The following is a 13,679-nucleotide window of genomic DNA, read 5'->3' on the forward strand; positions in this document are numbered from 1 at the left end:
TGTGGAATCCAAGTAAATACTGCTGCCGAACCCATTGTGACATCGGCGTTTCGGACGGTTTATCTTGTTGGAAGTATCTTCGTGAGGCATTCTGCGTACTGTCGCAGAACTGTAGCTTTAACTGGGAATTTCGTGACGGGAAAACTATTCATTGGAGTTGCTTCCACCGATGACACCGGACGAATTGAAGATCGTGCGTCGAGCTTATGCGAAACAGATCATGGCCGCTGTTCGAATTGTCGATGAGCGCATCGAAACAGCTTTTGCCGAAGTGCCGCGAGAAGATTTCCTTGGTCCCGGTCCCTGGCCGATCTTCCGAATGCGCAAAGCCTATGTTCCAACCCCGACCGCCGATCCGGTCTACCTTTATATGGATGAGATCGTTGGCATCGTCCCGGAGCGCCACATCAACAACGGGCAACCATCACTTCACGCCTTTCTGCTTTCACAAGCTGCGCCACGAGCAGGTGAGCATATCGTGCATGTTGGAGCTGGTGCCGGCTATTATTCCGCGATCATGGCCAACCTCGTTGCCGACCCTGGCAAGGTAACGGCGATCGAGTTCGAACCAGAGCTTGCTGCGCAGGCGAAAGCAAATCTTACTCCCTATCGGAATGTTTCCGTGGTTCAGGGGGATGGAAGCTCCGTGGCTTTCGATTCAGCCGATGTGATCTATGTAAACGCGGGAGCAACTCGACCGGCAGATATCTGGCTGGACCGGCTCAATGATGGCGGAAGGCTGGTCCTCCCGCTGACAACCGATCTTGGGTTCACCAGCAGCAATTGGAGCAACATGCACCTCCGAGGAGCGGTGTTCCTCGTGACGCGCAGGGGCGGGGAATTTCACGCGCAATGGATTTCGCCGGTGGCCATCTTCCCTTGTGAAGGAATGCGCGACGCGGAATCGGAAAAAGCGCTTGCGGCGGCATTCGAGAGCGGGAAACATAAGAGAGTGGCGCGGCTATACCGTGGTGATGAGCTGCCAACTGAACAATGTTGGGTTCGAGGTCCCGGCTGGTGCCTAGCCTATGCTTAGAAAGTAACCTGGCAAACATCCCGTCGCAGATTCCTGAGACTTGTCACGCCACGGGTTTGAGTCCCAAAATGTGCCGCAGGCTTCGGGGATTTAGCGACGGCCATATCACTTTATTCCACTCGAGAGCACGCCATGCCGCGAAGAAGGCAGCCACAATGATCAAAATTGGCTCGATCGTGATTCATTGCTGTGAGTTTGAGCGCATGGTCGCATTCTGGCGGGAAGCCTTGCATTACGTCCCGCGTGAGCCTGTCAGCGATGACTGGGTTGTGCTTCGTGATCCTGAAGGCCACGGCCCGAATGTTTCCTTTCAGGCGCGTGATCGAAGCGGCTGGCGGAGAAGCTGGCTGCACCTGGACCTTTATACCGATCGCCAGCAGGAGGAAGTCAATCGTTTGCTGACAATCGGAGCGAAACGATACCCGTGGCGCTATCCGGAGAATGCCGACTATGTGGTTTTGCAGGACCCTGACGGCAATCTTTTCTGTGTCGTGCAGAAGTCGCAAATCTCGTAAGTTTAGCGACAAAATCGGATCACTGAATTTTCAAAGGAAATCTGTCGTCAAACTCTTTGGCAAATAAGAGTTTGACGACAGAAACTATTCCACATTTCAGTTAGAGGCTGGCGCTGAGCGCCCGTCTTTTGTTTTCGAAAGATCGGTACCGATCAGCCAGCCGCGAGCGGTGCGCCCCAGCTGCCCCAGATGTAGATGCAGAAGAACAGGAACAGCCAGACCACGTCGACGAAATGCCAGTACCAGGCCGCCGCCTCGAAGCCGAAATGCTGCTTCGGCGTGAAATCACCCCGGATGGCGCGAACAAGGCAGACCAGCAGGAAGATCGTGCCGATCAGAACATGGAAGCCATGGAAGCCGGTCGCCATGAAGAAGGTCGCGCCATAGATCGAGTTTCTGAATTCGAACGGAGCGTGAGCATATTCGTAGGCCTGGACGCAGGAGAACAACGCGCCGAGGAGGACGGTGAGCGTCAGGCCCTGGATCAGGCCCTTGCGGTCGCCATGCAGCAGTGCATGGTGTGCCCAGGTGACGGTCGTGCCCGACAGCAGCAGGATGATGGTGTTGTAGATCGGCAAGTGCCAGGGGTCGAGAACCTCAACGCCCTTCGGCGGGAACTGGCCGCCAAGGAAAGCCGTGCGAGATGCCTGGATCGCCTCATTCGGGAATAGGCTGACATCGAAATAGGCCCAGAACCAGGCAACGAAGAACATCACTTCGGAAGCGATGAACATGATCATGCCGTAGCGCAGATGCAGCGAGACGACGCGGGTATGGGCGCCCTCATGCGCTTCCTTGATCGTGTCGGCCCACCAGCCATACATGACGTAGAGGATCACCGCGAGGCCGATGAAGAACAGCCAGGGCTGCGCGAAATTGATCCCGAACAGATGAAGCGCGCCGCCATTCAGGTAGCGCATGAAGCAGACGCCGCCGAAGGTGATCACGAAAGCCCCAAAGGCCGCAATGATCGGCCACGGGCTGGGATCGATAATGTGATAGTCGTGTTTTCTCTGATGCGCCTCGGCCATATCAGCAATCCCCGAATAACTTTTTCCCATATTGCTTCCGGTCAAACCGAAAAGCACTCTCCATCAAAGTTTCTTTTCCACCGGCTTCGTACCGCCGTCATTGGAAGCCACGGGCTTTGCGCCCTCCCGTGGGTAGTAGGTATAGGACAGTGTCAGCGCATTGATCGTCTTGGTTTCCACGGCCTTGGTGATCTCAGGATCGACATAGAAAACCACCGACATCTCGCGCTTTTCGCCGGGCGCAAGATCCGTCTCGTTGAAGCAGAAACACTGGACCTTGTTGAAATAGACCCCGGCTTCCAGCGGCGTGACGTTGAAGATCGCCTGGCCGCGCTCCATCTTGTCCGATTTGTTCTCGATCTGGAACTTGACCTCGACAGTCTCGCCGATCTTCGGGCTCACCGACTTCTGCAGCGGCGTGAAATCCCATGGCAGACCCGGCGCGACATTGGCGTCGAACGAAACCTGAATCTGCTTGTCGAGGATGAGGTTCGAGACCTGCTCGACGCGCTGCGTCGTGCCGTTATAGCCCGTCACCTGGCAGAACATGCGATAGAGCGGCACGGCGGCGGCGCACATGGCGCTCATGCCGACGACGAAGCTCAGGCACATGGCAACGATCATCCCGTTGTTGCGGGCGCCGCCTCTCGTGCTTTTTGTGACCTCCCCCTCCATGACGCCTCCTCAAACGTGTCCGGAACCGACCTTGATGATGGTGATTGCGTAGAACAGCACCACCAGACCGGCAAGCACCAGCCCGAGCGCGATATTGCGCCCTCGCCGCGATTTCTTCTGCACCTCGGTCAGCTTGACGAGTTCGATCATAGCCAGCCTCCAGCGCCGCCCGACATCAGCACGGCAACGAGCCGGTCGATTAGCAGCGCGGAAAAGATCGCGAAAAGATAGAAAATGGAGAAACCGAAGAGCTTCTTTGCCGGCACCATCTTCACGTCGCCATCGGCCATGCGCCAGACGGCGATGGAACAGTGCACGAAGATCGCGCCGAGCACCGCTGCAACGACACCGTAGCCGAAGCTCGCAAAACCCATGAAAGCCGGCACGACGCCGAAGATGGCGGTCAGCACGGCATAGACGACAATCTGGTTCTTCGTTGTCTGAATGCCGGAGACATTCGGCAGCATCGGTACGCCGACGGCCTCGTAGTCACCCATCTTGAAGAGTGCCAGCGCCCAGAAATGAGCCGGCGTCCAGAGGAAGATGATGAGGAAGAGCACAATGCTCTCGACCGGCACGCTGCCGGTGACGCAGGCCCAGCCAATAACGGGCGGGAAAGCGCCGGCAGCACCGCCGATGACGATGTTCTGTGGCGTCGAGCGCTTCAGCCACATCGTGTAGACGACGGCATAGAAGAAAATCGTGAAGGCGAGAATACCGGCGGAAAGCCAGTTGATCGCGAGACCGAGGATAACAACCGAAAAGCCCGACAGCACCAGGCCGAAAGCCAGGGCTTCGGATGGATTGATACGGCCCGACGGGATCGGCCGGCGCGCGGTGCGGGTCATAATCGCGTCAATATCGGCGTCGTACCACATGTTCAAGGCACCGGATGCGCCGGCACCGACGGCAATGCAGAGGATGGCGATGAAGCCGAGGACCGGATTGATGTGGCCGGGAGCCAGCACGAGGCCAGTGAAGGCGGTAAAGACAACAAGCGACATCACGCGCGGCTTCAGAAGCTCGAAATAATCGCGCGCACCCGCTTCCGACAGGCCGGTTTCGGCTTGCTTGGCGAGTGCTTCGTGATTGTCGATGACCGTCATGCTTTCTTCCAATTATCCGTTGAACCGGACGCCGCTTATCACGGCGTCCGGAAATGAGCTACTTGATGCGCGGCAACTCTTCCCACTGATGGTGCGGCGGCGGCGACGAAAGCTGCCACTCGAGCGTGGTTGCGCCCTCGCCCCAGGGATTATCGCCTGCGACACGCTTCTTCGAGAACGCATCTATAACGCCCCAGAAGAAGAAGCAAAGGCCCACGGCTGCGACATAGGAGCCGATGGAGGAGACGAAGTTCCAGCCGGCATAGGCATCCGGATAGTCGATGTAGCGGCGTGGCATGCCCGCACGACCGAGGAAGTGCTGCGGGAAGAACACCATGTTCACGCCGACGAAGGTGATCCAGAAATGCCAATTGCCGATCCGCTCATTGTACATGTAGCCGGTCATCTTCGGGAACCAGTAGTACCAGGCTGCGAAGATGGCGAAGACGGCGCCGAGCGACAGAACGTAGTGGAAGTGTGCCACAACGAAGTAGGTTGCGTGCAGTTCGCGGTCGAGGCCGGCATTGGCGAGCTGAACGCCGGTGACGCCACCGAGCGTGAACAGGAAGATGAAGCCAAGCGCCCAGATCATCGGCGTGCGGAACTGGATGGAACCGCCCCACATCGTCGCAATCCACGAGAAGACTTTGACGCCCGTCGGAACCGCGATGACCATCGTCGCGAAGACGAAGTAGCGCTGCGTGTCGAGCGAGAGGCCGGTCACATACATGTGGTGAGCCCAGACGACGAAGCCGACGGCGCCGATCGCGACCATGGCATAGGCCATGCCGAGATAGCCGAAGATCGGCTTGCGCGAGAAGGTCGAGATGATGTGGCTGATCATGCCGAAGCCGGGCAGGATCAGGATGTAGACCTCCGGATGACCGAAGAACCAGAAGAGGTGCTGGTAGAGCAGCGGGTCGCCGCCGCCTTCCGGCGCGAAGAAGGTCGTGCCGAAGTTGCGGTCCGTCAGAACCATGGTGATGGCGCCAGCCAGAACCGGGAGCGACAGGAGCAGCAGGAATGCGGTGATCAGAACCGACCAGGCAAACAGCGGCATCTTGTGCAGCGTCATGCCCGGAGCGCGCATGTTCAGGATCGTGGTGATGAAGTTGATCGCGCCAAGGATCGACGAAGCGCCCGCGATATGCAGCGCAAAGATGACCAGATCGATCGCCGGGCCGGGATGGCCGACCGTGCCAGACAAGGGCACATACATCGTCCAGCCACCGCCTGCGCCGTAGGCGCCTGCCGGGCCTTCGACGAACATCGAGAGGATGAGCAGCAGGAAGGCCGGAACGAGCAGCCAGAACGAAATGTTGTTCAGGCGCGGGAAAGCCATATCGGGCGCGCCGATCATGATCGGCACCATCCAGTTGGCGAAGCCGCCGATCATCGCCGGCATAACCATGAAGAAGATCATGATCAGCGCGTGGGCGGTGACGAAGACGTTGTACATCTGCTTGCCGCCATCGATGGCGGCGTCGCCCGAAAAGCCATAGACCATCGACGCCAGACCGCTGAAGATCTGGATGCCGGGCTCCTGCAATTCCATGCGGATGGCAACGGAGAGGAGGAAGCCGATCACGCCCGCAAAGATCGCGAAGATCAGATAGAGCGTGCCGATGTCCTTGTGATTCGTCGAGAACAGCCAGCGATTTGCGAAGCTTTGCTTGTGTGCGTGATGATCGTCATGCGCGTGCGCGTCATGAAGATCATGCGAGTGATCGTCGTGTGCCGTGGATCCAGCCATTGTTCCTATCCCCTCTTACTTCGCCGTGTTTTCGGCGACCTTGACGGTCGTCGGTTGGTCGACGGCGGCCATCAGAGCCTTGTTCGCCTTGCCGACATCTGTTGCCGCAGCGGCCAGCCACTGCTTGTACTGATCATCGGAGACGACGCGGATGGCGATCGGCATGAAAGAGTGATCCTTGCCGCAGAGCTCGGAACACTGTCCGTAGTAAAGGCCTTCGCGGTCGGCATTGAACCAGGTTTCGTTCAGGCGGCCCGGAATGGCGTCGATCCTGACGCCGAAGGCGGGCATGGCGAAAGAATGAATGACGTCGGCCGGCGCAGCGGTGATGAGAAGGCGCACGTTCTTGCCGACAGGCACGACCATTTCATTGTCGACGGCGAGAAGCCGCGGGTATTTCGACTTGTCGTCCTTGCCGGCGGCGGTGCGGTCCTGTTCCTTCAGCATGAAGGAATCGAAGGCGACCGGCGTCGCGCCGCTGCCCTCATATTCATAGTTCCACTGCCATTGCGTCGCCGTCGCCTTGACGGTGACATCCGTCTTCTCCGGGAAGGTCAGCTGGTCGGTCAGTAGATTGAAGGAGGGAATGGCCAGGAAGAGAAGAATGAGGACCGGTCCGATGGTCCAGATGACTTCGATCAGCGTGTTGTGGCTCGTCTTGGACGGAACCGGGTTCTTGGAAGCCCGGAACTTGACCATGACCACTACCAGGAGGACCAGAACAAGCAGCGTGATCGGAATGATAAACCAAAGCGTGTATGCCTCAAACCAGCGGATTTGATGCATGTTGCCGGTTGCCGCCTGCTGCATACCGGTTTCCCAAGGTCTCGGCTGATCGGCGTAGGTGCCTGTCGCAAAAAGCAGACAGATCATAGCCGCCAGAGCCGCGTAAGCTCTTTTCATCACGATGTCTCTCCCTCCAGCGTTTGATCCCAGATCTTCCTCAAACGCAGTATCCCTACAATCCATTGCGCTTCAAACCACAGTTTGGGGTGCTCCGCAACAACTCAAGACATTTGTTAGTGCGGCATTTTTGCGCGAATATCCCTCCATGCTTGTCCCGGACATGGCAAGCATTTCATCATCATACGAAAAATTGCATCGTGGTCCATGGCGCCGCCGGGACAAAATGGAGTAGAGGTCGTATTTCCGCCGTAGTCGGTTGGAATCCAGCAGCCGGGGCTTTTCATTTGCCGGCCTGGGCTTCAACAATAGCGGCACTGATTCGAATCTAGAGGTTTCCATGGGTTTTCGTTCCCTCGCCCGGCTTTTGCTCGTTACCGGCAGCGTCGCTGCCGCAGTTGCCGCACCCGCATGGGCGCAACAGGGCCAGCAGACTCAGCCGCCGGCGCAGCAGACCCAACAGTTGCAGCCGGACCAGCCGGGCCAGCAGCAGCCGCATACGCAGCAGGTCCCGACCAGCCAGGTTCCACAGCCGCCGGGCACGGTCCGCTCCAGCCATGGCGCATGGTCAGTCGTCTGCGACAAGCCGGCTGGTGCGGCGACCGAGCAATGCGCGCTGATGCAGAACGTGATCGCCGAGGATCGTCCGGAAATCGGCCTTTCTGTCGTCGTGCTGAAGACGGCTGACCGCAAGTCCAAGATCCTGCGCGTACTGGCGCCGCTCGGCGTGCTGCTGCCAAACGGTCTAGGTCTCAATATCGACGGCAAGGATATCGGCCGCGCCTATTTCGTGCGCTGCTTCTCCGACGGCTGCTACGCCGAAGTCGTGCTGGAGGACCAGTTGCTGAAGACGCTGCGCAGCGGTGCCACGGCAACCTTCATCGTCTTCCAGTCGCCGGAAGAAGGCATCGGCATCCCTGTGGATTTGAAGGGCTTTGCGGACGGCTACGACGCCCTTCCCTGACCGCATGGGCTTGCTCTTGCGCGGTGCGAAGCCTACATCGGCTCTGAACGGAGCACCTGATCCATGAATACCGATCTCCTTACACTTTTCGATGCCGATGAAGCCAAGCTGCGCGGCATCGTTGCCGAAGCTCTTTCCGGCGCCGATGACGGCGAGCTCTTTATCGAGCATGTCCAGGCGGAATCGCTGACATTCGACAACGGCCGGATGAAGGGCGGCAGCTTCAACACCGAGCAGGGCTTCGGCCTTCGCGCCGTCGCAGGCGAAGCGGTGGGTTATGCCCATGCGGGCGACCTGTCCGAAGCCGCGCTGAAACGGGCCGCCGATGCGGTGCGCGCGGTGACATCGGGCTATGCTGGTTCCTATGCGGCTGCGCCCCAGCGCACCAACAAGGTGCTCTACGGCGACGAGAACCCGATTGGCACGCCGAGCTTCGAGGAGAAGGCGAAGCTGCTGCAGCGGATCGACAGCTACCTGCGCGATAAGGACGACAAGGTGCGTCAGGTGACGGCATCCATCGCCGCAAGCTGGCAGGTGGTCGACATTCTGCGCGCTGACGGTCACCGTGTACGCGATGTCAGGCCGATGACGCGTGTCAATATCTCCGTGATCGTGGGTGACGGCGACCGGCAGGAATCCGGCTCCTTCGGCACCGGCGGACGGATCGGCTTCGGCGACTTCGTCACAGCGGACAATTGGCACCACGGCGCCGACGAGGCGCTGCGACAGGCACTGGTCAACCTGGAAGCGATCGAAGCGCCTGCCGGTACGATGGACGTCGTGCTCGGTTCCGGCTGGCCGGGCGTCATGCTGCACGAAGCCGTCGGCCACGGGCTGGAAGGCGATTTCAACCGCAAGAAGACATCGGCTTTCGCCGGCCTGCTGGGTCAGATGGTTGCCGCACCCGGCGTCACCGTCGTCGATGACGGGACGATCGAGAACCGCCGAGGCTCCATTACGGTCGACGACGAAGGCACGCCTTCGGCCTACAACGTGCTGATCGAGAACGGAAAACTGGTCGGCTACATGCAGGACCGGCAGAATGCGCGGCTGATGGGCATGAAGGCGACCGGCAACGGCCGCCGCCAGGGCTATGCGCATACCCCGATGCCGCGCATGACCAACACCTATATGCTTGGAGGCGACAAAACGCCGGAAGAGATCATCGCCTCGGTGAAAAAGGGCATCTACGCCGTTTCCTTCGGCGGCGGCCAGGTGGATATCACCTCAGGCAAGTTCGTCTTCGGCTGCACCGAAGCCTACCTCATCGAGGACGGCAAGGTCGGCGCGCCGATCAAGGGCGCCATGCTGATCGGCAACGGCCCGGACGCGATGAAGCGCGTTTCGATGATCGGCAACGACATGAAGCTCGATACCGGTATCGGCAATTGCGGCAAAGCCGGCCAATGGGTTCCCGTCGGCGTTGGTCAGCCGCATCTGCGCATGGACCAGATCACGGTGGGCGGCACCAAGGCCTAGCCGCCCCGGCCTGCTACGCCTGAGGGCGAAAGAGCCACTTGCGCTCGACGGCGGCCGGCAGATCGAGGCCGTTGCGATGCGCGAATAGAAGAATATGGCCGAGCACATCGGCCGTTTCATCGGCAAGCGCCGTCGCGAGATCCGCGTCGCTCATGCCCTTGCGGCGTCCACGGCCAGTAATCCTATTCCAGATCTGGACCAACTCGCCCATTTCTTCCTGGAGTTTCAGGACGAACCAATCGTCGTCGCGTTCCATGCCGTTGTCAGCGGCGTAACTCGCCGACGCCCTTTCGAATTGCGTCATCAGATCTTTCAGCATCGAAATCGTTCCTCTTATGTTCTCAACATCAATGAACGATTCCGGCAAAAAAGTCGAGCCGGCGGAGATTGCTCCGCCGGCTCGACTTTATACAATTGGGTTTATACTCAGCCCTTGCTTGGCAGCAGCATGCAATCGAAGTCCTTACGCTTCAACGCCGAGCAGGCGGAATTCGCATCATCGCGGCTTGCAAAGCCGGTGAAGCGGGCGCGGTAGACCGTGCTGGCTCCCTTGCCGACGGCCTCGGTATAGGGCGAGGCATTGGCGAGCGCATTGCCGGCCTTGGACTTCGCTTCCGAGAGAAGATCCTTGGCAGCCTGGGCGGTTGGTGTCGCCGCGATCTGCACCTGCCAGCTTCCGGATACCATCGGCTTGCTGGCGGTTGCCGTCTGCTTATTGTCGACCAAGATCTCATCCATCGCAGCCGGTCGATCCATCGGCACGGTAACGTTCGAGGCGGCAGCGAATGCCATCGGAACGACCTCAGCGCGTTTGCGCGGGGTGGCTGCGGTGGTCTGCGTATCGACATCCACGGCAACATCGTCCGATGCAGACGCCACTTCAACCTGCTTGGCCATCTTGCCGCCGCCGACGCTCGCCATCAGACGTGATGTTGCGACGGGGGCTGCCTTGGGCACATAGCGATCCAGCAACGACGCCATCATCGCATCGCGGCCACGCGCGGTGGCGCCGCCCATGACGACGCCGATCACGCGGCGATTGCCCTGGCGCACGGCGCTGACGAGATTGAAGCCAGAGGCATTGGTATAGCCGGTCTTGATGCCGTCCATGCCTTCATAGCGATACATCAGGTTGTTGTGCCCGCGCACGTAATGGCCGCGGTAGTTAAAGCTCGTCTGCGAGAAGAGCCGGTATTCCTGGGGATAGTTGTTGATGAGCGCGACGGCGAGCGTCGACATATCTCGTGCTGTCGTCCACTGCTGCATGTTCGGAAGGCCCGAGGCATTCAGGAAGGTAGTGCGGCGCATGCCGAGTTCGCGCGCCTTCTGCGTCATCATCCGCGCAAAGCCGCTTTCGCTGCCGCCAAGCGCTTCCGCCATGGCGGTTGCGGCGTCGTTTGCAGACTTGATGATCATGCCATCGACGGCTTCGCGGACGGTCACCGTACCGCCGGGCTTCAAGCCGAGCTTGGTCGGCGGCTTGGCGGCGGCGAAACGCGAGACCGGGATCCTGGTATTCCAGCCCAGCTTGCCGCGGCTGATCGCCTCGAAGGTCATATACAAGGTCATCATCTTGGTCAGCGATGCCGGATGGTTGAGGTCATCCGCATTACTCGATGTCAGCACCTTGCCGGTCTTTGCATCCATGATGAAATAGGCGCTGCCAGCGAAGCTCGCCACGGGAGCGCTCAGCAGCAAGACGGCCGCAGACAAAGCCATCAAAAGTCGTTTCATAATTGTCCCCAACCGAAAGAATGCCAACACACCGCATCAATCCCTGTATGATTTTGCGACAAAAAGCCTGATACCGGTGCGATATTGAGGCAACAGCCTCGATAGATCTTCTATTTTGCCTTTCCTGGTAAAATAACCATTAACGCATTGGAAATTATGACAAAGATTCAGTAAGGTTTAACGGGGATGCGCTACAGCGTTGACATTGGTCAACCGGGTCGAGCCGCATGGAACAGGGCATCAAGGTCCGCATCAAGCGCACGATGATCTCAAGCGGGCTTGAGGCTGCCGCAATCTTGAAAGGTGCGGGGCTGATGCGCGATGTTGCAGGCCTCGGCACGATATTCACCCTTCATCACGTCCGCCCTGCCCTCCCCCGCCGTTTTACGCCCAATGCGCATCTGGAGGTCTCGCCCGACTTTCTCGATCAGGCGATCGCACGGCTGAAACAGGACGGTTACGAGTTCATCGCACTCGACGCTCTTCCATCACGAGCAAAAGGCGCTGCCGGCACGCCACCCTTCGTCGCCTTTACGCTCGACGACGGCAACCGGGACAATCTCGATCACGCCCTGCCAATCTTCGCGCGCCACGATGTGCCCTTCACCGTCTTCGTCGCGCAGGGGCTTTCGGAGCGGACCCATAGCATATGGTGGGAAACGCTGGCCGAACTGCTTGGCCGGCTTGAGCGTCTGACATTCGATTTCGGGTCGGGAGACGAGTTCCTGCCACTCGGCAAGAACAGCCACAAGCATGCCGCATTTGCCCGCTTCGCCGCCTTTGTCCACAATCATGAGGAAAGCGAAGCCGTCAGCCGGATCGATGAGCTTGCGCGGGGTCACGGCCTGGAGCCGCTCGACATCGTCCGTGCATCGATCATGGATCGGAACGAATTGCGGCAGCTCGCCCGCCATCCCCTTGCCTCCCTCGGCGCTCATACGGTGAGCCATCGGGCATTGGCAAGGCTCCCCGAGGCAGAGGCCGTCGCAGAAATTGCACTCTCGGCCGATTATGTCGCCGACATCACCGGAAAGCGGCCAACCACAATCGCCTACCCCTATGGCACGAACGAGGCCGTCTCGCCGCGCGAGGGCCGGCTTGCGGCAGAGCTCGGCTTTTCCGTCGGCGTCACCACGCGCCCCGGCACAATCACCGCAGCAAACGGCAACTCGCCGCTATTGCTGCGGCGGCTATCGCTGAACGGCCATTACCAGAAACCCCGCTATGCGTCGGCACTTGCATCCGGCATCCCCATGCGGCTGATGGGGCGCCGAGAGCCGGCATAAGGTTTACGGATACATCCGCACCTTTTGCCAGGCGCCTTCAGGCATATCGCGACGAAATTCGATACGATCGTGCAGGCGAAACTGGCGGTCGTGCCAAAATTCGATCGACAGCGGTCGGATGCGGAATCCGGACCAGTAAGGTGGGCGCGGAATATCGCCTATCGCGTAACGGGCGGTATATTCGGCAACGGCCTTTTCCAACGCGAAGCGGCCTTCCAGCGGTCGCGACTGCTTTGAGGCCCATGCCCCGATACGGCTGCCGCGAGGCCTTGTCTTATAATACTCGTCGGCTTCCTTATCGCTCACCACTTCAACCAGGCCACGCAAACGCACCTGGCGACGCAGCGACTTCCAGTGGAAGCACATGGCCGCTTTCTTCTGGGAAAGAATTTCTTGGCCTTTCTGGCTCTCGAAATTTGTATAGAATACGAATCCGTCGCTATCGAAACCTTTCAGAAGAACCATGCGGACATTTGGCAAACCATCCTTATCCACCGTTGCCAGCGCTACCGCATTCGGATCGTTCGGTTCGGTGGTCTCCGCCTCACGCAGCCAGGACGCAAAGAGACTGAAAGGTTCGTTCTGCTCGGTGAAGTCACCGCTTGTTAACTCGTTTTCCGACATATTAATTCAAAAGCTCCGCAATTCCTAATAACCGCCGGCCCCTCTGGCTGGCCAAGATGTTCGGGTGGAAGTCATAGCAAAGTCGATCGTTCATACAAAGCGCAAGCTTGCAAAAGGCGTGACGATGGCTGTCGCCCTAGTCTCCCTTTTCTCCCTTGGCGGCTGCGTCGGCGGCGGCATGGACTATCTGAGCTCTGCCAAGGTGGATCGCAGCGTATCGACAGGCACGGTGCCGACCGCACCGGTGACAGCGGACAGTATCTCCGACGAGACCACGGTGCGCAATGCCGTCACCTCGGCGGACCTTAATAAGCTCAACGGCCAGCCCATACCCTGGGCAAATACCTCGACCGGCAGCGCCGGCGTCATCGACACGATTGTTGAAAGCAACGCCTCCGGCGTGGTCTGCCGTCAATTCCGCACCAGCCGGCACTCCTATCAGGGCGTTGCCAACTTCTCCGGCAGGACTTGCCTTGTCGGCCTCGGCGAATGGCAGCTGCTGAGCTTCCAGCAGGCGGGCTGATCGCCTTTCTCCCCTTTTTTATCCCGCCCTCAAATCAGTTCACGCTGATA

15 protein-coding genes are annotated in these 13,679 nt (G+C 59.2%); 6 read left to right on the forward strand and 9 right to left on the reverse strand.

Features of this window, described 5'->3' with window-relative positions; all coding sequences use genetic code 11:
- Window positions 1-169: 169 nt before the first annotated feature.
- Entirely contained in the window at window positions 170-1,036 is an 867-nt protein-coding gene (locus tag PH562_RS24300; protein WP_285176239.1) for a protein-L-isoaspartate O-methyltransferase family protein, read from the forward strand.
- A gap of 155 nt (window positions 1,037-1,191) precedes the next feature.
- Window positions 1,192-1,551: a VOC family protein gene (locus PH562_RS24305; RefSeq protein ID WP_113232049.1), complete on the forward strand. Its 360-nt coding sequence runs from the start codon at window positions 1,192-1,194 to the stop codon at window positions 1,549-1,551.
- A 152-nt stretch (window positions 1,552-1,703) separates the two neighbouring features.
- On the opposite strand, the gene PH562_RS24310 is transcribed toward PH562_RS24305, so the two are convergent.
- From PH562_RS24310 to coxB, 6 genes are all read right to left on the reverse strand, one after another.
- Window positions 1,704-2,582, reverse strand: a complete 879-nt coding sequence (locus tag PH562_RS24310; protein ID WP_113232093.1) for a cytochrome c oxidase subunit 3 — start codon at window positions 2,580-2,582, stop codon at window positions 1,704-1,706.
- Window positions 2,583-2,645: 63 nt separating this feature from the next.
- Window positions 2,646-3,257 (reverse strand): cytochrome c oxidase assembly protein, encoded by a 612-nt coding sequence (locus PH562_RS24315; protein WP_113232048.1) that lies wholly within the window; start codon window positions 3,255-3,257, stop codon window positions 2,646-2,648.
- A gap of 9 nt (window positions 3,258-3,266) precedes the next feature.
- Window positions 3,267-3,407, reverse strand: a complete 141-nt coding sequence (locus tag PH562_RS24320; RefSeq protein WP_167078204.1) for a hypothetical protein — start codon at window positions 3,405-3,407, stop codon at window positions 3,267-3,269.
- Entirely contained in the window at window positions 3,404-4,363 is a 960-nt protein-coding gene (locus tag PH562_RS24325) for a heme o synthase (protein ID WP_113232047.1), read from the reverse strand. The genes PH562_RS24320 and PH562_RS24325 overlap by 4 nt, the downstream gene beginning before the upstream one ends.
- Before the next feature lie 58 nt (window positions 4,364-4,421).
- Window positions 4,422-6,116: a cytochrome c oxidase subunit I gene (gene ctaD, locus PH562_RS24330; RefSeq protein WP_113232046.1), complete on the reverse strand. Its 1,695-nt coding sequence runs from the start codon at window positions 6,114-6,116 to the stop codon at window positions 4,422-4,424.
- A gap of 15 nt (window positions 6,117-6,131) precedes the next feature.
- On the reverse strand, window positions 6,132-7,019 hold the full coding sequence (gene coxB / locus PH562_RS24335) for a cytochrome c oxidase subunit II (protein ID WP_113232045.1): 888 nt from the start codon (window positions 7,017-7,019) through the stop codon (window positions 6,132-6,134).
- A 340-nt stretch (window positions 7,020-7,359) separates the two neighbouring features.
- Here coxB and PH562_RS24340 point away from each other — a divergent pair, with 340 nt between their 5' ends.
- Together PH562_RS24340 and tldD are read left to right on the forward strand one after the other, a co-directional pair.
- The gene (locus tag PH562_RS24340) at window positions 7,360-7,983 is read left to right on the forward strand and encodes an invasion associated locus B family protein (RefSeq protein WP_041677818.1); all 624 of its coding nucleotides are present in this window, start codon (window positions 7,360-7,362) and stop codon (window positions 7,981-7,983) included.
- Window positions 7,984-8,046: 63 nt separating this feature from the next.
- A complete protein-coding gene (tldD, locus tag PH562_RS24345) occupies window positions 8,047-9,462 on the forward strand; it encodes a metalloprotease TldD (protein ID WP_285176241.1) in 1,416 nt (471 codons plus the stop codon).
- A gap of 13 nt (window positions 9,463-9,475) precedes the next feature.
- Here the strand turns inward: tldD and PH562_RS24350 are convergent, their stop codons facing one another.
- Together PH562_RS24350 and PH562_RS24355 are read right to left on the reverse strand one after the other, a co-directional pair.
- Window positions 9,476-9,781 (reverse strand): nucleoside triphosphate pyrophosphohydrolase family protein, encoded by a 306-nt coding sequence (locus PH562_RS24350; RefSeq protein WP_113232043.1) that lies wholly within the window; start codon window positions 9,779-9,781, stop codon window positions 9,476-9,478.
- A 107-nt stretch (window positions 9,782-9,888) separates the two neighbouring features.
- Window positions 9,889-11,196: a D-alanyl-D-alanine carboxypeptidase family protein gene (locus PH562_RS24355; RefSeq protein WP_113232042.1), complete on the reverse strand. Its 1,308-nt coding sequence runs from the start codon at window positions 11,194-11,196 to the stop codon at window positions 9,889-9,891.
- Between the two features lie 227 nt (window positions 11,197-11,423).
- Between PH562_RS24355 and PH562_RS24360 the strand changes: the two genes are divergently transcribed.
- Window positions 11,424-12,482, forward strand: coding sequence for a polysaccharide deacetylase family protein (locus tag PH562_RS24360; RefSeq protein ID WP_285176243.1), 1,059 nt, complete (start codon window positions 11,424-11,426; stop codon window positions 12,480-12,482).
- Between the two features lie 3 nt (window positions 12,483-12,485).
- Here PH562_RS24360 and pdxH read toward each other — a convergent pair whose 3' ends face one another.
- A complete protein-coding gene (gene pdxH / locus PH562_RS24365) occupies window positions 12,486-13,106 on the reverse strand; it encodes a pyridoxamine 5'-phosphate oxidase (RefSeq protein ID WP_015339042.1) in 621 nt (206 codons plus the stop codon).
- Between the two features lie 64 nt (window positions 13,107-13,170).
- Between pdxH and PH562_RS24370 the strand changes: the two genes are divergently transcribed.
- Entirely contained in the window at window positions 13,171-13,629 is a 459-nt protein-coding gene (locus PH562_RS24370; protein WP_113232040.1) for an RT0821/Lpp0805 family surface protein, read from the forward strand.
- The last annotated feature ends 50 nt before the right edge of the window (window positions 13,630-13,679 follow it).

The sequence above is a fragment of the Rhizobium centroccidentale genome, assembly GCF_030182565.1.
In the GTDB taxonomy this organism is placed as follows: Bacteria; Pseudomonadota; Alphaproteobacteria; order Rhizobiales; family Rhizobiaceae; genus Rhizobium.